The organism is Neobacillus sp. OS1-2, assembly GCF_030915505.1.
GTDB lineage: Bacteria > Bacillota > Bacilli > Bacillales > Cytobacillaceae > Neobacillus.
This window is the reverse complement of record NZ_CP133265.1, coordinates 1,835,615-1,857,913: the sequence shown is the minus strand read 5'-3', so window position 1 is coordinate 1,857,913 and position 22,299 is coordinate 1,835,615. Positions and strand designations below refer to the sequence as shown.

Sequence of the window (22,299 nt, the reverse complement as noted above, 5' to 3'; positions counted from 1 at the left end):
TTGAGATAAAAGATGACGAAACGGCAAAGTTGGCTGATCCTATTTCTGATATCCCTATGTATAGGCAGTCTTTGTGGATGCACGAGAATGAGGACAATCGATAAATTAGGCATGGTTCATGTATTCGGATTCGATTTGGGTGAAGATAAGCAATTGATTGGAACAGCGCTCTACCCCAATTATAAAATAGGTAAGGATTCTGACAATATTGAACGTTTAACAGAAAAGGCGATTGCCCACAATTTATTGTATCAAAAACTTAATAAACATTCCGACACGCCTATTAAGTTAGCGAAACTCAGAGTTATTGTATTAGGAAAGGAGTATGCGGAGTCTGGAATCACTGATATGGTAGAACGACTGCTTGTCACCCCAGAGATTGGAACTAGAACTCAACTGGCCATTTCTGAACAATCAGCTGCTTATACCCTGAAGGAATTTAGTAAGGGGGGGACACTGAACTTACTAGATATCATTCAACATAATATGACAAGGCAATATTTACCGGAAATGAATCTTCACTTTTTTCTTAATCATTTCTATGGTCAAGGAATGGATGCCTTTGTACCGATGATTTCACTTGATGAACGAAAGAAGATGGTGGTTAATGGCATTGGGGTATTTAAGGGTGACAGGTTAAAACTTCGTTTAAATGAAGAACAAACGCTCATTTTTTCTGCAATAAAGGATACCCGGCTGGAAGGTACTCTAAAAATGGATGTTGAACACATGGGTAGGAAGGGAATCATCATTGTACGCGGCTACAAGAATCATAATAAATGGGAATTGGAAAGTGGCACCCGTAATCAACCTGCGTTAAATCTAACCATGAAGCTTGATTGGACAGTGACACAGTATCCCTCTTGGATTAAGCTTTCGAATGAGAAAGATAAAGAACTTTTGAGAAAGCTGATCACTGCGGAGGTAAAAAAAGATGTGGAAGAGCTATTGATGACGCTAAAAGAAAATCACGTTGACCCAATAGGAATTGGGAATATTGTGAGGTCAAAAAGCCGGAAGTGGGATAAAAAGGAATTTTATGAGATGTATCCTAATTTGCCCATAAACGTTGATGTTCATTTAGAGATGATCAATGCTGGTCTTAATGTTTAATAAATAAGGATGGTCATGGATGCAATTGAAGATGAAGGAAAGTGCAATGGTTTCACCTTATTTCCTGTTTTTCCTCATTCATTCGTCACAAACAGGGATTGGCGTATTAAAGTATCAATCCGCTATTATTAAAGGAGCAGGACAAGATGCCTGGGTTTCCGTTTTGGCTGTGGGGCTCAGTTTACATATTATTTTCCTTATGATCGTCCATATCATAAGAAACTCCAGCCAAGGAGACCTCATTTCATTTCAAACCGATGTATTTGGTAAAGTTATAGGTGGTTTTCTGAATATCATAGTGGCTATCTATTTTTTTCTAGTTGGGTTAGTTGCCGTTCAGGCTTATATCGACATACTCCAAATATGGGTGTTTGATGGGATTGGATCTTGGGAGCTTTCCCTCCTGCTCTGTGTTAGCATTTATTATATTGTATCTGGTGGGTTTCGACTTATTGCGGGCATTGCATTCTGGGGAGTAGTCATTCCTAGTATTATGCTGACAACGATTGTCTACTTATTTCATTTTACTGATCATACGTACATCATGCCGTTCTTTACTCACGGTTTCAAGGAATATTTAATCTCAGCAAAAGAAAGTGGATTCATGTATTTTGGATTTGAGACCATTCTTGGTTATTTTCCTTTTATTAAAAACGGAATGGCCTCTAAAAAGTGGGTTAATATTGGTTTGCTTTATACCACCCTATTATATGTGCTGATAACTATCCTAACCTTTATGTACTTCACACAAGGTAAACTCCAACATTTAGCATGGCCTACATTAACCATGATTAAAGTAATCCAACTGCCGTTTCTAGAACGGTTTGAGTTTCTATTTCTCTTTACATGGTTATTAGTTTTAATCCCAACTTTTTGTATTTATTTATGGTCTTCCGTCAGAATTGTCAAACGTACCTTTAGCAAGGTAACTCCAACGTTCATTCTTTTCCTTTTTATCGTCTGTTACTTTTTGTTCACTAGTAACGCAGAGGATATATTAATCAAGCAAGTGTTGGAAAAGGCTGTCGGTTATATAGGCATAGGTTTCATATTTGGCTATATTCCCTTTTTGTTTATTTTAAGTGTAATCAAGTCGATGATAGGTAAGCGACGAAGGACTGAAAATAAGGGGACTGAATCAGTTGTGTAGCAGAAAAAAGGACATTTCCTCATTTAAAAGATGGGAAATGTCCTTTAGTCTTTAACGATCATTATTTTAGGATTAACACCTTATTGTTTTGTCAAGTAATAGAGAACCCCACGAACATACACTAAGGGAATCTATTAATTTTCCAAATCCGTTTTATTTAAGAAGGTAAAGTCCGGAGAAAGAGGTGGAGCAGGATTGTTGCCTTGAGTTTTCTTTTTCTGGCCTTTCTTAGTCTGGCGGTTTTTGAATTTGCCCTCCATTACCGCTTCAAGTTCTTTTTTCATCATATTAATGATGAATATTAAAAAAAAGTAGGCAAATAGTGGGTCTAAGACAATCCATGGAATCCGATAGAATTCTCGGTAGTTTTGCCCGATTAACCCCAACCATTCCTTTGTAAGTGAACTAACCTGACCTGGAACGTTGTGAGCACCGATCCCCAGACTCCCTGTTTGATCTGTGCCAACAATTTCTTCAAGTGAAATACCACCCAAATAAATATTGAAGGTGCCAAGGAACATAATCAGCACCAACGTATTGAGTAATTGTTGAACAAATAGCAGCAAACCATAAGAATTCATAAAAGGCTTCAAGTGTCTTTTGATAATATGGAAATGACTTGCCCCCATTAAATATGAGCTTTGAATAAAAGACTTTCCTTTTAGTTCTTGGATGATATCTGTTGTACTAATTAGGACAGAAGGGACACCCACGATAACTAAAATGACCATCTGATAGGCAATGATGAACATGGTTCCATCTTTTACATAGGTAGTTGAAGTAGCAGTAATAAGTAGCAAGGTAATAATAATATGCGGAATAATCCGAAATACCACAAGCAAATCCTTTACAATTGGCAAAAGGAACTTAAGCCAAAATGAAAAGATAATCCCGAACAGACCGCCTATAAAAACTCTCAGTATGGTGATACCAAATGCAATAAGGATGGTGTATTTCGCACCATAAATCATCATTAATAGGATATCTGCTCCATTTCGATCAGAACCAAGAAGGAAATGGGATGAAGGTGGGAATGGTGCGACACCGGCCTTCATCCCATTTTCACCATAAAGAATTCGTATTTTGTTAAAATCTGCCGGACCATATAATGGATAAAGAATGCTTAGAATTAAGATAAGACTTAAGATCAACAGGCCAAAAATGGTCTTCCTGTAGTTTAATAATCTCATATACTGTTATGGTCCTTTCTATTCATTCTAATGGTTATGATCCAAGATAGTAAATTAGATAGAATAACAGGAACGGCAAAAAGGAGAAGACTGATTATATATGGAACAATCCGCTTTGCAAAGAAGGATTTTACAATTCCGATATACCCGTCAATGTTAAATAAGTATTCTACCACAATAATATTTGTCAGAATATACCATATAATTACTTTTAAATGAATGAGTAATAAAGGAATAATGTTACGTATGATATGTTTGAAATAGATAGTTCTGCGTGACAGGCCTTTTGCTCTAGCAAATACGACATAATCCTTTCCCTCTTCATTCGAAAATTCTCTTAATAAAAACTGGATTAAGAAAAGGGCCGGAAGAAAGGAAGATACGAAGGCCGGTAAGAAATAAGGTTGTGTACTCAATCCACCATATAACTGAAACAGTTTAATATCGTATGTTCTATATAGATAGATGACCAGATATTGTAACAAGAAGATGATTAATAGTTCAGGTGAACTCGTCGTGAAATCAATAAAACCTTTTAATCTTTTTCGGGCGGAAATGGGCAGCATCATGATTGTGGTGGAAACAATTAGCCCCGCAATTATTACAAAGAGGAGAGCAAGTAGTAAGATGCTCATGGTATAAAAATATTTATCAATGGTTGAGACGTTTAAATATTCAAATATAAATGGAAATTCGTCTTTGATATGAAGAAACCAGCTTAAGTTACTTTTGGAATACTTCCAATATAAGCTAATATCCATATCTATACTTTTTTCCTTAGCATTAAATTGGAAAAATATAGGGATATTCATCAGAAAGACAAAACCAGCCAAAATGGCGGTTACTTGTATGGGGAGATACAATATTTTCCTTATCAAATTTATCCATCCCTGCCAATAATATATAATAATGTAATAATAGTATAAAATATTCTGGCTTTGCTTGTCATATTTTATTAATCTAAATGGTAAAAAATATACCCATAATAATGAAAAAAATGAAAGCTTTCCTAATAAAGAAAGCAGAAAGAAACCCTCCGTCTAAATCTAGAACGAAGGGTTTCTTTCTGCTTTATGCAAATCTATATACGCAACAGTTAAATTTAATACACATCACGTTGATAACGGCCTTGCTTCTGCATATCTTTAAGACAAGCTTCAGCTGCTTCGCGGTCCATCTTACCTTCCTGTTCAATGATGGTAATAAGCGCATCGTTGACGTCTTTCGCCATATGTTCCTTATCCCCACAAACGTAGAAGATAGCTCCCTTTTCAATCCAGGCAAATAACTCTTTGCTATGTTCGATCATTTTATGTTGGACATAAACCTTTTGATCCCCATCGCGGGAAAATGCCGTATCGAGTCTTGTTAATACCCCATCTTGCTGATATTGTTCCAGCTCACTTTGATAAAGAAAATCCGATGCAGCATGCTGATCCCCAAAAAATAGCCATGACCGGCCGGTTGCTTTAGTACCTGCACGTTCCTGGATAAACGAACGGAATGGTGCAATACCCGTCCCTGGACCAACCATGATAATATCTGTATCTTGGGACTCAGGTAAATGGAAGTGTTTATTGGCTTGAACAAAGACTGGAAGCGTATCCCCTACCTGTAGACGCTCAGCACATAGAACAGAACAAACGCCTTTTCGGTCACGTCCATTCGCCGTGTAGCGTACAGCACCGATCGTTAGATGAACTTCATCTGGATTTGCTGTCAAGCTGCTTGCAATTGAATAGAGTCGCGGCGTCATTTTTCTTAATAAAGAAACGATCTCCTGTGCAGAAGCCTTCCATGGACCAAAGTCATGCAACATATCAAGCAAGTCACGTCCATAGCAATATTCCTTTAGTTGGGCTGCATTCTCAACTAGCACAAGGTTTTGCAGCACTTCGTTTTCTGTAAATGCGGCAGCTTGTTGTAAAATTTTCTTCGAGAGCAGCGTAATTTCAAAGTAAGAAGTCAATGCTTCCTTCAATGGCAATGTCTCACCTAGCTTACTAACAGTTACAACTACTTCCGCGTCCCAGCCCATTTCCTCCAGAAGTGAAGCAACAAGTTCTGGGTCATTTGCCGGAACAACGCCAAGTGCATCACCTGGGTTGTATGAAAGACCGGAATCTTTTAATGATAACTCGATATGCCTTGTTTCTTTGCTAGAGCCCGTTCCATTTAAATTACTATTTTTTAGAACCTTTGCTTGAAATGGATTAGTCCTTGAAAATGGTTTGTCACTTTTGGTGCTTTCAGGGTTTTCCAATGTAAGTTGCATGTCTCATAACCTCCAAAAGTAGTATATAACTAGAATACCACAGAGATGTGAAATCAGAATGTGGAGTTTGACACACAATCGACAATTTTTTTTATCCTGCTTGTAAATCATCCATCGGCATGGTCAATTAAATAAATCGTGAATCGCGTTCTTAAAGTATGACAAATACGATGAATAGGGCAGCTAAGGCGATTCGGTAATAAGCAAAAATGGTTAAACCAATTTTGCCTAGTACTTTAAGGAACAGGACTGCTACAACCATTGCTACGACAAATGCCGTGATAAAACCGATCGCGAACATTGGAATGTCGCTTGTATGTAAAAAATGCAAACTTTTCATTAGATCCAAGCCTGTTGCCCCCACCATTATAGGAAGTGCGACCAAAAAGGAAAATTCAGCTGCCGTTTTATGATCTGCCCCAACTAGTAATCCCCCGGATATGGTCGAGCCAGCACGAGAAAAACCAGGGATGACGGCTAAGCATTGAAAGAGTCCAATGGTAAAGGCTTGTTTATAGCTTAATTCATCAACTGTGTTAGAAGTAAAATTTTCATGTTTTTTCTCCGCAAAGATCATCAAAATGGCCCCAGCTACAAGACTGACTACCACAACATTAGGTGAAAAAAGTTGTTTTATGAAGTCATGCAGCACTAGTCCGACGATTGCAGCAGGTATGACCCCCAATATAATGTGTACAGCATCTAATCTCTTTTCTGGTTTTCCAATGGAACTGAAGTTCAGAAGGGACAGGTATCTCTTCCAAAATAATACTAAAACAGCCAGCATTGAACCAAGCTGTATAATTACTTCAAATGTACTCGCTTTTTCACCCTCAAACCCTAACAAGTTACCAACTAAAATCATGTGACCTGTGGATGATATTGGCAAAAATTCAGTTAATCCTTCTACGATTCCTAATATAAATGCTATGATATGGTTGCTCAAGTTTTTCCCAATCTCCTCATCGGATAGTTATTTCACGTTCTGCAAACTAATTTACACAAGCATAGAAAAAAAGGGATGGTCCCTTTTATTATTCCCTCCTAAAAAAGGGTCTAAACGACTTATCAGTGGAAATCATAGAATTATTATGGTTAAACTATTGAGTAAATAGCCAGCTCTGCTATAAACTCTAGTTGTATTCTATTTTAGTTTATCCAATAATAAAAGGAAGATTAAAATAGTAAAATTAAGAGTTTATAATAGTAGTATTTTTTAAGATTATTTGTTTACAAGGAAGGCAGGAGTAACTAGTATGGCTGATGATTATTCGTCCCGAACAGAACGAAAGAAAATACAAGAGAAGCAGCACCAACGAGCTTCAAGTCAGAATAAAAACAAGGATTCAAGAAAAATGTCTTGGAAAAAAATCCTCTATATTTGTCTTACAATCGGGCTTGTTATGTTCCTGGTTGGCGTAGGCGCTTTATTATGGATTGTCAAAGATGCGCCAAAGTTTGATGAGACTCTATTAAAAGATCCCTTATCATCCCAAATATTTGCTAGTGATGGGAAGACCATTATTGCCGAGGTTGGTACTGAAAAGAGAGATAATATTCAGATCAATCAAATCCCTGATGTCCTAAAAAATGCTGTTTTGGCCACAGAGGATGCCCGTTTTTACAAGCACCATGGAATAGATGTGAAACGGACACTTGTGGCCGTTTGGACGGATATCACGACCGGCTCTTCACAAGGCGGCAGTACGATTACACAGCAAATTGTGAAAAATGCCTTCTTGTCAACTGATAAAACGCCAACAAGAAAGATCCAAGAATGGTATTTGGCTATTCAATTTGAAAGAAAGTTTTCCAAGGATCAAATTCTTGAAATGTATTTTAATAAAAATTTGTATGGCAGTGATGTATACGGAGTCGCTAAAGCAGCTGAACGATTCTTCGGACTGGGCCCTGATGAGTTAGATAAATTAACGTTAGAACAAGCTGCCCTGCTGGCGGGAATTCCACAAAGCCCTAATAATTATATTCCTACTGTTGAAGGGAATCTGCAAGCGGCAGAAAAGCGGAGAAACTTGGTGCTTCAATATATGAACAGACATGGCTATCTTTCTAAAGCAAAAATGGAAAGCGCCCAACGAACACCGATCGAAGATACGTTAAATATTCAACAAAAGGCAGCAACTAAATACCAGGCCTTTGTGGATACGGTGATTACAGAGGTCCAAGCCAAAACAAAAGCCAATATTTTTGAAGATGGATTAAAGATCTATAGTACGATTAATCCTGAGATTCAACAGATCACAGAGAATGCCCTATCAACAAATGAGTATATCGACTATCCAGATAATCAGAAATTACAAACAGCTGTGGTTATTTTAGATACACAAACAGGTGCTATTAAAGCCATCGGCGGAGGGCGAAATTATCAAACGGGTGGATTTAACTATGCGACAGCAATTAAACGCCATCCGGGTTCAACGATTAAGCCTATTCTCGATTATGGACCAGCAATTGAAAAATTCAAATGGTCTACAGGACACATCCTAAAAGATGAACAGTATCAATATACAAATGGTACGCCAATTCGAAATGCGAATCGGAGCTACGCAGGAAATAAGACTATTAGAGAGCATTTGACCTGGTCACGAAATATCCCTGCTTTAAAGGCCTATCAAACGGTTGGCGCAGATTATGCGACAGAGTTTGCCAATAGTCTTGGTTTTCCTATTTCAGATAAGCAAAAAGCGAATGAAGCAAATGCCATTGGGGCTATTGACGCAGCATCTCCGCTGAATATGGCGGGTGCATATGCGGCATTTGGGAATGGTGGTTACTATAGTAAACCGTATACTGTTTCCAAAATAATCTATTCAGATGGAACAGAAAAGAAGTTAGCCTCAACTAAAAAGAAGGTAATGGCTGATTATACGGCTTTTCTCATCACAGATATGTTACGGACAGTTGTAGATTCGGGAACAGGTACAAAAGCGAATCTGCCCAAGCTTGACTTAGCCGGTAAAACGGGGACAACTAGCTTTGATCAAACCGCGATAGATAAATATGGGCTACCAGAAAGTGCGACACGGGATGCGTGGTTCGTAGGATATACACCACAATACACCGGTGCGGTTTGGACTGGCTATACGGAAACTAAATCTGCAGATGACTATTTAGGAAGCAAAAGTGCGGACTTCTCTAAGCTAGTGTTTAAGGAGATCATGTCACGAACAGCTACGAGCACGGAAAGATTTGAACAACCAAGTAGTGTGGGGAAATCAGGTAAGGAATACTACGTTAAAAATGGCGAAAAGCCACAACCGCCCAAGCCTAATAAGCCAACCGAAGTACAAGCAACATATGATGAAGCTTCAGATCGTATTCAACTATCATGGAAATACTCATCAAATAGTCAGTTAGAAACAACCTTTGAGGTTTCCTACACTGTAGATGGACAAACAATAAAATTGCCGGCTACGAGTGACTTACAGACTGTACTGGAAAGCCCTGTGAAAGGAAAGCCATATGTTTTTACCGTCACGGCTAATACAGAAGGTGTCAGGAGTGAGTCTGCCGCAGCCTCACTGACTGTTAATGAAACAGCAGAAGTACCAAAAAGTCCAAGTGACTTACATGCTCAATATGATCAAAATGCGAATCATATTTTGATTAATTGGAAAAACAATAACACCAAAATGGAAAATATCCAATTTATCGTTACCTATACGGTGAATGGTAGTAAAGAAACCTTAACGACCACGGCAGGAACAAGTGCAACGTTAAGTAATCCGCAACCAGGTCAAACGTATGTCATATCAGTAGTAGCCTCAAATGAAACAGGTGCGAGTGGGCCAACCACTACCTCGGTTACTGTTCCTCCTACTGAAAATGGGAATAATGTAGAAAGTGGATCTGAGTCAGGAGATATGAAACAAACACAGCCTTAATGAAGGATAAATCTTATGGAAGTAAAAAGGGGCTTCTCACATTATGTGGGAAGCCCCTTGCATTAGCGTTATAGACTCTTTGTCCGTTCGTTAATTTCTGATAAGATAATCGAATGCACCTAACGCAGCAGTAGCACCTGAACCCATTGAAATAATGATTTGCTTATAAGCGCTATCTGTACAGTCACCTGCAGCAAATACACCAGGAATGGTGGTAGCTCCATGCTTATCAACCACGATTTCACCCATTCTTGTGCGCTCAATCGTTTCGTCTAACCAATCGGTATTTGGAACAAGGCCGATTTGAACAAACACACCCTGTAATTCAATATGATGCTCTTCCTCTGTTCCACGATCCATATAGGTAATACCGTTTACTTTATCGGTTCCAGTAATTTCCTTTGTTTGAGCATTCTTGATGACTGTTACATTTGGAAGACTGTAAAGGCGCTCTTGCAGGACAGAATCAGCTTTCAGTTCTGGTGCAAATTCAATGACCGTTACATGCTTCACGATGCCGGCCAGGTCAATCGCTGCTTCAATACCGGAATTACCGCCTCCGATTACCGCCACGTGTTTTCCTGCAAATAGCGGACCGTCACAATGTGGGCAATAGGCGACACCTTTATTCTTAAACTCAGCTTCACCAGGGACATTGACATTACGCCAGCGGGCACCTGTTGAAAGGATAACGGTTTTGCTTTTTAATACAGCACCATTTTCCAGTTCAATTTCGATGAAATCCTTCTTTTCTAAGCGTTTGGCACGCTGTAAATTCATGACATCAACGTTGTATTCTTTGACATGTTCTTCAAGACTTGCTGCCAGCTTGGGACCTTCTGTTTGCTTTACGCTAATAAAGTTCTCAATACCGAGAGTATCCATGATCTGACCGCCAAAGCGTTCAGCCACGATGCCTGTGCGAATGCCTTTACGTGCAGCATAGATGGCTGCACTAGCACCTGCTGGGCCACCGCCAACGACAAGTACATCAAATGGATCTTTATCTGCAAACTCTGAAGCATCTGGCGTGCTGCCAACTTTTGCGAGAATCTCTTCAAGTGACATCCGGCCGCTGCCAAATGCCTCCCCGTTAAGGAACACGGTTGGTACTGCCATGATGTTTTTGCTCTCTACTTCCTCTTTAAAGGCAGCCCCATCAATCATGGTATGTGAAATACCAGGGTTTAAAATACTCATCAAGTTTAGTGCTTGGACAACATCAGGACAGTTGTGACAGCTCAAACTGATGTAAGATTCAAAGTGATATTCGCCATTCATACCTTTAATTTGGTCAATGACCTTTTGGTCAACCTTCGGAGCTCTGCCGCTTACCTGCAAGAGAGCTAACACTAACGAAGTAAATTCATGACCAAGTGGAACGCCAGCAAATGTTACTCCAGTGTCTTCACCGATACGATTGACACTAAAGCTCGGTGTCTTCTGTAATGGTGCATGTTCAACTTTAATTCTGGATGACATGGTGGCTAATTCATCCACTAGTGCCACCATGTCACGAGAAACGTCATCAGAACCTGTGCTAATTTTGAGCAGCACATCGCCCTCCATCAGTTGAAGATATTGGGCTAATTGTGCTTTTATATCTGCATCTAGTATCATTTGATTGTGCTCCTTAAATTTTTCCTACAAGATCAAGGCTTGGCTTAAGTGTTGCTGCGCCTTCTTTCCATTTTGCCGGGCAAACTTCTCCAGGATTGTTACGTACATATTGTGCTGCTTTAATTTTGTTAATAAGTGTGCTTGCATCACGGCCGATGCCATCTGCATTAATTTCAACTGCTTGGATGATACCATCTGGATCAATGATGAATGTACCCCGATCAGCTTGACCTAGTTCTTCTACTAATACGTCGAAGTGACGGGAAAGAACATGTGCAGGATCACCGATCATAGTATACGTAATTTTACCAATTGCTTCTGATGAATCGTGCCATGCTTTATGTGTAAAATGAGAATCACGAGAAACTGAGAATACTTCAACGCCAAGTTGTTGTAGTGCTGGATACTGGTCTTGAAGATCTTCTAACTCAGTTGGGCAAACAAATGTGAAATCAGCTGGGTAGAAGCATACTACGCTCCACTGGCCTCTGAAGTCTGCGTCTGAAACCTCAAGAAATTCTCCATTTCTGTATGCTTGTGCTTTGAAGGGTTGTACTTCTTTTCCAATTAAAGACATAATAATAATTCCTCCTAAATGTGGTTATTGAGAATTATGGATTACTAGTTGAGAACATTTCCTTGCATTAGTAGATCCATAATTGTTATCAATTTATAATTATTATTATATAGGGTTCATTATTATTGTCAACTAAAATACAATAATTATTTTAATTAAATATTAATTGTTAAATGGTTTTAAAATAGAAAGGGCGACAATTCATAAATGTCCTTCTTATCGTTGTATATCGATGAGGAAAATCTAGGGCTTATTCATCTGCCTCTAATAGGAATCCTGCCTTTTTTAGTGTATTTTCTACTTCTATTAAAGCAGTTTTACTTGTGGAAGATAGTGTGTGCAGATGAAGTCCAAATGTTAATTCAGATAAAAGGGATGCCTTTGTACGAGAGATTCTTTCCATGAATTGTTTGACGTCCTTTCGGTTTGACACCATAAGAGCAGCATTTAGATTCCCGTAAACCGGATGTTCTATTTGGACGTCTTTAACCGTTACGCCTTGATCCACTATCAAATGTAATTCACTTTCTACCTCATGGGGTAAATGGCGGCAGGCTATCGTCTTCTCAAATAGAGGAAGTGTACCTGTTTGCTTTAAATAAATATATCCTTGGCTTGTAGCGATGATTGGTTCGTTCCTTGCTTTTAATAGGTTCATATCCCTGACAATTGCCTGTCTGCTCACTTCTGTTTTGGCAGCTAATTCACCCCCGGTAATGGGAGTAGTTGTATCCATTAAAATTTGTAAAATCCGCGACCTTCTTTCTTCTCCTATTAACTTTTTTTGCTCTGTCATGGAAACACTCCTAATCAATAACTCACTCAATTTCCATTAATTTTTTATCACAATTTTCGAATAAAAAATCTTGTTTTTAGTTTAAATCTATGTAAATATAGATGTCAAGACAGTTGTTAACTATGGGGGCTTACAACATGGAAAGGAATGACGTTCTTATTATTGGCAGTGGGGTTGCGGCTTTACAGCTGGCCACCTTACTTAACAGTGATAAAAATGTGAGGATTCTCACAAAGTCACATATAAAGAATGCAAATTCTTATTTGGCGCAAGGTGGAATTGCTGCTGCTATTGGGATTGGGGATGATCCATCAAAGCATTACACGGATACCCTTAAGGCAGGGAGATTTCATAATAATGAGGAATCTGTTCGTGAAGTTTTGAATGAAGCTCCAACGCTAATTGGCAACTTTTCTGACCAAGGTACTATTTTTGACAAAGATCAAGATGGTCGGATTCTGCTTGGACTAGAAGGCGCTCATAGTGAAAATAGGATTGTACATTCCGGCGGCGATGCAACAGGAAAAAATATTATAGAATACTTGATTACTAACCTAACTGAAAATATAAAAGTGGAAGAAAACGTCTTTGCTTACGAGTTAATCATCGACCATGAGCAAAAACGATGTATTGGCGTAAAAGCTAAGAACCCCGATGGCACAATCCGTATTTTTCTCGGAGAGTATGTGATTCTTGCAACGGGCGGTTGTGGGCAGATGTATTCCTTTACTTCCAGTGCTCCAACTGTAACGGGAGATGGGATTGCGATGGCCTACCTGGCGGGAGCAGAAATTGCGGATATGGAATTTATTCAATTCCATCCAACACTTTTGTATAAAGATGGGGAAACAAAAGGCTTAATTTCCGAAGCGGTTCGAGGGGAAGGCGCCATTTTAGTTACAGAAGAGGGAACCCCTATCATGGAAGGCGTCCATCCGTTAAAGGATCTTGGCCCAAGACACATTGTGTCTCAGACCATATTTGACTATATCAAAAATGGCCATGAAGTATATCTGGATATTACACATATTAATGATTTTGAAAAGAGGTTCCCATCCATAACAGCGATTTGCCGGAAGAATGGAGTGGATTTGTCGGAAGGAAGAATTCCGGTTGCTCCCGGCAGTCACTTTTTAATGGGGGGGGTCAAAGCGGACCTACATGGCCGTACCTCTATAAATGGTCTTTTTGCCATAGGGGAAGCCGCATGTACAGGCCTTCATGGCGCAAATCGCTTGGCTAGTAATTCTTTATTAGAAGGACTTTATCAAGGGGAAAAGTTATCGCAATGGATTAATGCACATTCGAAAAAAGAGCCCATTCTTCATTTCCCTAGATCTATTCCGATCATCCAAGAGAAAAGTATTTCCCTTCCAGATGTCAAGGTTTTAAAGGATAGGATGATGAAGAGAGTTGGAATTGTCCGTTCTAAAGAACTTTTAGAAGAACAGAATAATTGGCTGCTGCAGTTACATGTAAATGATTTAGCGGAGTTTGACTCCTATTCCATTCAAGATATTGAAGCGATTTTTATGTACATTACGGCTTTTCTAATTACGACGGCAGCGTTATGCCGAACGGAAAGCCGCGGCGGCCATTATAGAAGTGATTTTCCAGATGAAGATGAGGGTTGGTTAAAAAGGGCGATCATTCAGAAACGTAAAGGGGAAGTGGTAATCAGACATGAACAAATTGAAACTGCGTTCGTTAATTGAGCAATTCTTTATCGAGGACATTGGAGATCGGGATATTACGACTGATTTGATTTTTTCAGACCATGCGAAGGGAAAAATCGTCTTTTTAGCAAAAGAAGATGGTGTTTTCTGCGGCGAAGAAATAATAAAGATGGGCTTCCATCTGTTGGATTCAGAAATGGAGATCCAATTGTTGATCCAGGATGGTGATAGATTCGAAGTTGGGCAGAGATTGGCAGTGGTTTCAGGGGGAATTTCTGCTCTATTAAAAGGTGAAAGAGTGGTCCTTAATCTGGTCCAGCGTATGAGCGGAATTGCCACCTTAACACGAAAAGCAGTCGAAACGCTAAATAGCCCTTATACGAGGATTTGCGATACGAGAAAAACAACACCGGGACTTCGAATGCTGGAAAAATACGCTGTCAGCACGGGCGGTGGATATAATCACCGCTATGGTCTTTATGATGGTGTCATGATCAAAGACAATCATATATCTTTTGCTGGATCAATCAAACGTGCGGTCGAGTTAATTCGTCAGAATACTGGCCATATGGTTAAGATTGAAGTGGAAACAGAGTCGAGAGAACAAGTCATTGAAGCGGTTGAAGCGGGTGCAGATGTAATTATGTTTGATAACCGCACACCAGATGAGATCAGGGAATTTATACAAGTAGTACCGGACCATATTATAACGGAAGCATCTGGTGGGATCCAATTAACAAATTTGGCAGACTATCGTGATACGGGTGTTCATTATATTTCTTTAGGCTTTTTAACGCATTCATACAAAGCACTTGATATTAGTGTCAAAGTCGTCCTTGGGGAGGAACAATAAAATGCCAGTTACTGAGATGAAAAGCAGCTTAGTGGAGGAAATTCAAGAATGGAAGAAAAAGCGCAATGCTATTCTGCTCGCGCACAATTATCAACTTCCAGAGATTCAGGATATTGCAGACGTATTGGGTGATTCCCTTGCGCTTGCACGTGCCGCGGTGACCACATCTGCAGACGTAATCGTGTTCTGTGGTGTTCACTTTATGGCAGAAACAGCGGCCATTTTGAATCCGGAGAAAACCGTGCTGCTCCCAGACCTCGAGGCAGGCTGCTCTTTAGCTGATTCCATCACAGTAGATCAGCTCCGCGAATGGAAAGCTGAGCATCCTGGGGCGGTTGTCGTTGCTTATGTGAATACAACTGCTGAGGTGAAGGCGGAAAGCGATTATTGCTGTACCTCCTCCAACGCAGTGGAGATTGTCCGGTCGATTCCAGAGGACAAAGAAATCCTTTTCTTACCGGATATGTTCCTTGGTTCTTTCGTGAAGAATGAAACTGGCCGTGAGAACATGCATATTTGGCTGGGGGAATGTCATGTTCACGCAGGGATTGCAACACATCAGGTAGAGGATGTACTGACACAGCATCCAGAGGCCGAGCTGCTTGTCCATCCCGAATGTGGATGCTCCACTTCAAGCATGTACTTAATGTCTGAAGGGGTACTGCCAGCTGAAAAGACACATATTTTATCAACAGGTAACATGCTAAAACACTCTAAAGATTCGCATGCGGAGGAATTCATTGTTGCAACAGAGGTAGGAATTATCCATCAGATGGAAAAACAAAATCCTGAAAAGCGCTTTGTTGCCGCCAATCCGGAGGCTGTCTGTCCTTTTATGAAAATGATTACACTAGAAAAGGTTTTAGCGGCCCTAAAAGAAAACAAGCATGTCATTACAGTTTCTGCCGATACAGCCGAGCGAGCAAAGCTTGCTATTGAGCGGATGGTCTCCATTGGTTAAGTTTGTTTATTAACGGAAACTGGGTGATTTGAAAAGGAGCCTGCCGCTACTCGCGTTTTGTCGCATTCCTCGACATTAGTTGGGTAGTGACAGGCATTGTCTTCCTAGTTTCTGCAATTTTGAATAGCCCCATAAAATCCTCCTTTCGTGTAAATGCCCTCTTTATTCATATCGTTGATTTCACGATTCCTCTGAATTGATCATAGCCGTCGTCAATCCTCATTAACAAACCAGTTGTCCCTTTATCAAGTATGCTTCGAATCGGCCACTATTGAGAGTTTCTTCTATCACTTGTTAATTTCCTCTATTGAAATCTTCATAAGATCACCTGCGAAAATTGATATTATGCCAAAGTACTATTTTAACGCTGTGTATACTGAGCGTCTAAGGAAAGCTAAATTAGCTGTGTGCATTATAAAGTACGCAAATTATCTATATAAATTACAACTTAATGAGAAAACAGGAGATAAACCGATATAAAGGATAGAAAACGCACTTATTTGAGGATAAATGCCTATTTTAGGGGTTTTTCAATAGCGGTATTTTGTACTATACTAAATCAGAGGTATTCGTTATAAAGAACACAAACTTGAGCTATTTAGAACTTTCTTAATAAAGGGAGGGAGAACAATTAAACTTACTAGGTTTAGAAATTTAAGAAGGAACCATAGAATCCTCTTTATTATGTGGAATTTTGGACTTGCCTGGTTTGTCTTAATGTTTCTATCACTTAACTTAACCTCAACAACAAATGCGCTCTTTATTAGTCAAGTAAAAATGGAAACCAGCATTGAAGCGGGCCCATGGTTTGATCATAGTACATTATCATTTACAAATGCTAGTTATGATTCAAATGAAATCTATGCCTATATCCAGAATGTCGGTCAGGGAGATATGGCTCTAAACTCTACCTATTCTGTTTATTATAGCCCGAATGGAAACCCTGTTGGCCCTCATGGAGAAGTGGGCGAATTAGTAATTAGCGAGGGAGTAATTCCTAAAATGGCTGTAAATGGGGACCCAATCAAGCTGACATATACTCCATTAAAAAAGGGTTTTTATATGTTTGTTGCTTTTCAGAATCACGAAAAGCCTGTTGGAAATGAGATATTACTAGAAGGGCTACCAGTGACTGTTAGTAAAAAAATTAATGTTAATAAATAAAAGAAGCATTCCCAAATAATCAAAAAAATGGAGTAGGTGAAAGAATGAAAAGGTTTAAAAAATGGGCGGGTAGAGTTTCATCAGTAATTATCTACGAAGTGTTAATTTGTATGGTTATGACAGTGATATCCACAAAAATAAACGGTGGAACTCCAAAGGTTTTCGGCTATGAGATTATGACGGTCTTATCTGGTTCCATGGAGCCGGGTATCAAGACCGGATCCATAATCGCTGTAAAACCAGTTTCTGATACGACAACTCTTCAAAAAGGTGACGTTATCACTTTCAAAGCAGCGGATAATCCTAACACATTAATAACTCATAGAATTATTGAAATACAAAAAGAAAAGGATAGGGTCCAGTTTATGACAAAGGGTGATAACAACGACACGACAGACCGATCCCCTGTCATGCCTGAAAAAGTAGTTGGGGTCTATAGTGGTTTCACTCTCCCCTTTATCGGGAAACTATTGGCTTTTATCCAATCTACCAATGGGGCAATATTTCTGATGATTGTTCCAGGAGTGCTCATGATCCTATCGTCCATTATTAGCCTATGGAAAGCTATTTCAAAAGTAGAATCAAAAAAGGCAAATCCAACTGGTTGAATTTCTTAAAAAGGAGTTCACATAAAATTATTTATCCTTATACATATTGGGATAATAGAAAAAGGGAGGCAAGGAAGATGAGTTTAAAAAGAAAAATGGGGGCAACGTTACTAACAACAGCCATGGGAGCAGCATTAATCAGTGCAGGTACATTTGCCTTGTGGACTAGTGAGGGTGCATTTGAGGGCAGTGATTTTAAACCAGGAAAATTAGAAATTAATGCAGTGAATGGAGGAGCGGTACTTGCACAGTCACTCCACATGGAAAACTTAGCACCAGGGGATTCTGAAACTGTCAAGGTTAAGGTGAAAAATGATGGAAACTTGAATGCTTGGGTTGCATTTGATCAGGAGCAATCCAATGCTTCTAAGCAGGGCCAATTATTTGAGGCTTTTGAGGGCCATAATACACCTTTAACCATTACCTATGATAATGCAGTAAAACTAATAAAACCAGGTGAGACTGCCACTTTAAATTTAACCTATAACTTCCCTAAGAATGCACCTAATCATTATCAACGTGCAAATAATGGCTATATCGATATTTATGTTAAAGCGGTTCAATCACGGAATAATGGTGATGCAAATGATAATGGTGTGATCGATTCTGGTGATGCAGTTCAAAGTTGGAATGATTAAATAGCGTAACGTGGAAATAGGTACCTGTCGCCACCTGAATTTTGTCGAAATCATCGACACGATTCTGGTGGTGACAAGCCCTGTTTGTATGAGTCAGAAGAAAAGCACTCTTAGCTATAGTCCATCGAATGCTTCGAATAAAAAGCTTAAGAGGATATTTTTTTCAACTCGTGACGGTGCGGAAAAAGTTGTGTAAATACGTTTGAAATCAATCCTCCTTGGCGAAAATTAGGATAAAATAATTTTCCCAAGGAGGATTTTTCGACATGAAGTTACCAAAAGAATTAATCAGAGAAATTGTAAAGGAAGAAAAATTCACGAGTACCAATCAAATCATGGAAACGATCAAAGAAATGTTTTCTGATATCATGGGCGAGGTACTGCAGTGTGAAATTGAAGATCAGCTAGGTTATGAGAAACATCAGCGCCGGGGTGATGCACCAAGCAATTACCGAAACGGCTCAACAAAACGGAAATTAAAGACACAATTTGGAGAAGTTGAAGTTAGTGTTCCTAGGGATAGAAATGGCTCGTACGAGCCCAAAATTTTGGACAAATATCAAAGAAGTGTGGACGGTCTGGAAGAAAAGATACTGTCTCTTTACGCTCACGGCATGTCCACTAGAGATATTCAGGAACAAGTCAAGGATCTCTATAATATTGAGATTTCTTCTGAGCTAGTTAGTAAGATTAGCGAAAAAATTATTCCGCAAGTAAATGAGTGGCAAAGCCGTCCGCTTGAAGCCTATTATCCTTTTATATTCATGGATGCCATTCATTATAAAATTCGGGATAATCACCAAATTGTATCGAAAGCAGCCTATGTCGTTTTAGGAATCAACAATGAAGGATATAAAGAAATATTAGGGATCTGGGTTGGAGGAAATGAAAGTAGCAAGTTTTGGTTAGGTGTGTTGAACGATTTGAAAACGAGAGGTGTAAAAACGGTTAATCTTTTCTGTGTAGATGGACTTACAGGGTTTAGAGAGGCCATTCAAGCTGTGTATCCTTTTGCCGGCATTCAACGCTGTATCATCCACCAGATTCGTGCTAGTACCAGGTATGTTTCTTATAAACACATCAAAGAGTTTGTAGCAGATCTAAAAAAGGTATACACTTCCATAAATGAAGAAACAGCCTTAGAAAGACTCATTGAATTTAAAGATAAATGGGGCAAGGAATATCCTTCTGCTGTTAGGTCATGGGAAGAAAATTGGGATATTCTGGCCACCTTCTTTGCATATCCTCCAGAAATTAGGAAAATAATATATACTACGAATATTATAGAAGGGCTGCATCGTCAATTTAGAAAAGTAACAAAAACAAAGTCTATTTTTCCTAATGATGATAGCTTAAGGAAAATGCTTTACTTGGCAGCTCAAAATATAACAAAAAAATGGACAATGCGTTATCGTAATTGGGATATGATCTTGAGCCAGCTTGAGATTTTAAACCAGACATCATAATTGGGGACTCTGTCCCCAAACCCCTGAAGTTTATCGCATTTGTTTTCCCTAAAACGGACACAAAAAACGGACAGCATAGATCCGTCCGTTTTAGGGTAAAAGCCATAAAACCGCTCGGGTTGCACTTCTGCATTGCCCTATCCTGTTTTATGGTAAAAGGCAAGTATAGTATTGCCAGATTATATTTTTTTCATACCTATTGTTTTTCGCCTTGCGAAGATTGTCGAATATTACTTACACAAGATTTTACGCAGACCCCAACTCGTTAACCAACGTCCCTGTAGTAGAATTTAATTCTTCTAATAAATGATTGATTCTATGTCTATTTCCACTATTTACTTCATGAATAATTTCCTTTGAAACTTCATGGACTCTTTTATGCGGTTCAAATAAATTTACTACTAGTTCATCATTCGGATTTTTATCTTTTGTTGCAGCTAAATGCTGTCCTAGGGTACAAGTTGTATATTCCGGTATACTCTGTTCATCAAGCTCGACAAATCCACAAACAGCATTATAGGCTTTCCACTTCCATAATAAATGTTCGGTGGCTACAGGTAGTAACATTTGAAACCCTTTAAAATCCTTAAAATAAGGAAGCGCTGTATTTCTGATGTTTTCTGCCATCTCACTAATCGTATAAATGCCTTGTCCTGTTTTCAAACAGGATTCATTGAGAAGTTGCGTCTGGTTATTAATTTCAGTTAGCTTTTCTGAAACATCTAGTGTTGCAGCAGATTGTTCCTCGACATTGGTTGTAATACTTTCAATGACCGTGCCAATTCCTTCTAACGAATTGCCCATTTTGTCCATTGAAGTAATGGCTTGATTCATATGCACTTTACCTTGTGAAAAGACATTCACCGCCTCCGTCATTTCTTTTTCTGAGGCCCCTATTTCATTTCTAAGGCTTTTTACCATATCCTTTATATAATTAGCAGATAGTTTTGTATTATCGGCTAGCTTCTTAATCTCACTGGCCACAACAGCAAATCCTTTGCCTGCTTCCCCTGATCTTGCTGCTTCAATACTTGCGTTTAAACCTAGCAGATTTGTCTTTTTAGCTACATCATTAATAATATTGACTACATTATCAATCTCTTTCGTATCCTCTACTACTTTCTTCATCTTATCTTTTACTTTATTGATTTCTTCAAATGATTGATTAATATATTGAAAGGATTCAGTTAGGGTCTCAAGTGAAACCTTTGAAGTATGAATGGCACTCTTTGTTGTGAGTAAGGACGTTTGGGCATGATAAGAAATGTTTTCAATTGCCCGGCTCATTTCCTCGCTGCTGGCAGCCACTTCATCTACAGATATTTTTTGGAGCGAAATATGGTCTACCATCTCTTTTACATAATCCATTTGGGTAACAAACTCGATTAATTCACTATTTAATAGAAACATTTCACGTACTTGGCTTGTCTTTAATTCAAGGATCTTGTTAATAATGAGTTCAAGTTCATTATTTCCTTCTAAATAGGCCTTTTCCTGTGAAGTTCCATAATTTACATGTATCTCATATATTCTTTCTAATTGTTTCACTAGGTTTTGTGAATATTCATCTTCTTGATGCACTTCATTATGATTGTCATAGTTTAACATTACATTCGCCCCCGTGATGATGCTCTCCATAATTAAAATCTACTTCTATTATATACCATCTTATTGGAAACTGGCAGAATAATTAAATTTCCTTACTTTTATGGCTTTAATTGGAAATAAAAAAGGACAAAGGGCATGCCCTTTGTCCTTTATCCTGTTTCGTAGACTTAGTCTATAACTTTTAGCGAAATTTTCATTCCTTCATGGTCTTCAGTAGCACCACAAACAGTAGAACATTTTAATTCATATTCCCCTGTTTTGTCTGCGGTAAATTCGGCGGGTTTGTCTGCAGTAAGGTTAATTCCTAATTCATCGTTAGTAATGGAATGAACGCCTTCTTTGTTCACTAAATTGATTTTAACTTTTTCACCCTTTTTAATAACTAACTCTTTATCTGAAGAAAACTCCCAGTTCTTCGCAGTGATGGTGAAGTCTCCTCCTGTTGCAGCTGTAGTTGTTTCAGTGGTTTTGTCTTGCTTGGCAGCGGTTTCTTCATCTGCCCCTCCGCATGCAGCCAGGCCTAAAGTTAAGGCAGCCGTAACTAATAGTAAACTAAGAATCTTCTTCATACTATTTTATCTCCCTTTTTCTGAATATGACGAAACTGATGATGGGCTTTGATATAGGCTTCTCATTGTTTGCCACTTTCATTTTAAGTCCCCCATTTATTCCATTTCCTTGATGTAGGTCAAGTTTTTA

Annotated in this window: 19 protein-coding genes; 10 read left to right on the top strand and 9 right to left on the bottom strand. The window is 38.9% G+C overall.

Features of this window, described 5'->3' with window-relative positions; translation table 11 throughout:
* The first annotated feature begins 12 nt into the window (after positions 1 to 12).
* Together RCG19_RS09085 and RCG19_RS09080 are read left to right on the top strand one after the other, a co-directional pair.
* Positions 13 to 1,113: a Ger(x)C family spore germination protein gene (locus RCG19_RS09085; RefSeq protein WP_308110590.1), complete on the top strand. Its 1,101-nt coding sequence runs from the start codon at positions 13 to 15 to the stop codon at positions 1,111 to 1,113.
* Positions 1,114 to 1,132: 19 nt separating this feature from the next.
* Positions 1,133 to 2,263, top strand: coding sequence for a GerAB/ArcD/ProY family transporter (locus RCG19_RS09080; protein WP_308110589.1), 1,131 nt, complete (start codon positions 1,133 to 1,135; stop codon positions 2,261 to 2,263).
* A gap of 134 nt (positions 2,264 to 2,397) precedes the next feature.
* Here RCG19_RS09080 and RCG19_RS09075 read toward each other — a convergent pair whose 3' ends face one another.
* From RCG19_RS09075 to bacA, 4 genes are all read right to left on the bottom strand, one after another.
* Positions 2,398 to 3,453 (bottom strand): hypothetical protein, encoded by a 1,056-nt coding sequence (locus RCG19_RS09075; protein WP_308110588.1) that lies wholly within the window; start codon positions 3,451 to 3,453, stop codon positions 2,398 to 2,400.
* Positions 3,450 to 4,331 carry an ABC transporter permease subunit gene (locus tag RCG19_RS09070; protein WP_308110587.1) on the bottom strand — a complete coding sequence of 294 codons (882 nt, stop codon included), beginning with the start codon at positions 4,329 to 4,331 and terminating at the stop codon, positions 3,450 to 3,452. Before RCG19_RS09070 ends, RCG19_RS09075 begins: the two co-directional genes overlap by 4 nt.
* 224 nt (positions 4,332 to 4,555) lie before the next feature.
* Positions 4,556 to 5,728: a sulfite reductase subunit alpha gene (locus tag RCG19_RS09065; protein ID WP_166245468.1), complete on the bottom strand. Its 1,173-nt coding sequence runs from the start codon at positions 5,726 to 5,728 to the stop codon at positions 4,556 to 4,558.
* Between the two features lie 151 nt (positions 5,729 to 5,879).
* Positions 5,880 to 6,674, bottom strand: coding sequence for an undecaprenyl-diphosphate phosphatase (gene bacA / locus RCG19_RS09060; protein WP_308110586.1), 795 nt, complete (start codon positions 6,672 to 6,674; stop codon positions 5,880 to 5,882).
* A 310-nt stretch (positions 6,675 to 6,984) separates the two neighbouring features.
* Here bacA and RCG19_RS09055 point away from each other — a divergent pair, with 310 nt between their 5' ends.
* A complete protein-coding gene (locus tag RCG19_RS09055; protein ID WP_308110584.1) occupies positions 6,985 to 9,633 on the top strand; it encodes a PBP1A family penicillin-binding protein in 2,649 nt (882 codons plus the stop codon).
* A 90-nt stretch (positions 9,634 to 9,723) separates the two neighbouring features.
* Here the strand turns inward: RCG19_RS09055 and ahpF are convergent, their stop codons facing one another.
* The 3 genes from ahpF to RCG19_RS09040 form a co-directional block, all read right to left on the bottom strand.
* Positions 9,724 to 11,253: an alkyl hydroperoxide reductase subunit F gene (gene ahpF, locus RCG19_RS09050; protein WP_308110583.1), complete on the bottom strand. Its 1,530-nt coding sequence runs from the start codon at positions 11,251 to 11,253 to the stop codon at positions 9,724 to 9,726.
* 13 nt (positions 11,254 to 11,266) lie between these two features.
* Positions 11,267 to 11,830: an alkyl hydroperoxide reductase subunit C gene (gene ahpC, locus RCG19_RS09045; protein WP_166245457.1), complete on the bottom strand. Its 564-nt coding sequence runs from the start codon at positions 11,828 to 11,830 to the stop codon at positions 11,267 to 11,269.
* 250 nt (positions 11,831 to 12,080) lie between these two features.
* Positions 12,081 to 12,626 (bottom strand): transcription repressor NadR, encoded by a 546-nt coding sequence (locus RCG19_RS09040; RefSeq protein WP_166245455.1) that lies wholly within the window; start codon positions 12,624 to 12,626, stop codon positions 12,081 to 12,083.
* 137 nt (positions 12,627 to 12,763) lie between these two features.
* On the opposite strand from RCG19_RS09040, the gene nadB reads away from it, so the two are divergent.
* From nadB to RCG19_RS09005, 7 genes are all read left to right on the top strand, one after another.
* On the top strand, positions 12,764 to 14,341 hold the full coding sequence (nadB, locus tag RCG19_RS09035) for an L-aspartate oxidase (RefSeq protein ID WP_308110582.1): 1,578 nt from the start codon (positions 12,764 to 12,766) through the stop codon (positions 14,339 to 14,341).
* Positions 14,310 to 15,155, top strand: coding sequence for a carboxylating nicotinate-nucleotide diphosphorylase (gene nadC, locus RCG19_RS09030; protein WP_308110581.1), 846 nt, complete (start codon positions 14,310 to 14,312; stop codon positions 15,153 to 15,155). The genes nadB and nadC overlap by 32 nt, the downstream gene beginning before the upstream one ends.
* A gap of 1 nt (position 15,156) precedes the next feature.
* Positions 15,157 to 16,116: a quinolinate synthase NadA gene (gene nadA, locus RCG19_RS09025; protein WP_308110580.1), complete on the top strand. Its 960-nt coding sequence runs from the start codon at positions 15,157 to 15,159 to the stop codon at positions 16,114 to 16,116.
* Between the two features lie 684 nt (positions 16,117 to 16,800).
* Positions 16,801 to 17,280: a hypothetical protein gene (locus RCG19_RS09020; protein ID WP_308110579.1), complete on the top strand. Its 480-nt coding sequence runs from the start codon at positions 16,801 to 16,803 to the stop codon at positions 17,278 to 17,280.
* Positions 17,281 to 17,324: 44 nt separating this feature from the next.
* On the top strand, positions 17,325 to 17,888 hold the full coding sequence (sipW, locus tag RCG19_RS09015) for a signal peptidase I SipW (protein ID WP_308110578.1): 564 nt from the start codon (positions 17,325 to 17,327) through the stop codon (positions 17,886 to 17,888).
* Between the two features lie 77 nt (positions 17,889 to 17,965).
* Positions 17,966 to 18,526 carry a TasA family protein gene (locus tag RCG19_RS09010; RefSeq protein ID WP_308110577.1) on the top strand — a complete coding sequence of 187 codons (561 nt, stop codon included), beginning with the start codon at positions 17,966 to 17,968 and terminating at the stop codon, positions 18,524 to 18,526.
* 266 nt (positions 18,527 to 18,792) lie between these two features.
* On the top strand, positions 18,793 to 19,992 hold the full coding sequence (locus tag RCG19_RS09005) for an IS256 family transposase (RefSeq protein WP_308109556.1): 1,200 nt from the start codon (positions 18,793 to 18,795) through the stop codon (positions 19,990 to 19,992).
* 246 nt (positions 19,993 to 20,238) lie between these two features.
* On the opposite strand, the gene RCG19_RS09000 is transcribed toward RCG19_RS09005, so the two are convergent.
* Entirely contained in the window at positions 20,239 to 21,600 is a 1,362-nt protein-coding gene (locus tag RCG19_RS09000; protein ID WP_308110576.1) for a methyl-accepting chemotaxis protein, read from the bottom strand.
* 167 nt (positions 21,601 to 21,767) lie between these two features.
* The gene (locus tag RCG19_RS08995; RefSeq protein WP_166245445.1) at positions 21,768 to 22,169 is read right to left on the bottom strand and encodes a cupredoxin domain-containing protein; all 402 of its coding nucleotides are present in this window, start codon (positions 22,167 to 22,169) and stop codon (positions 21,768 to 21,770) included.
* Positions 22,170 to 22,299 lie beyond the last annotated feature (130 nt).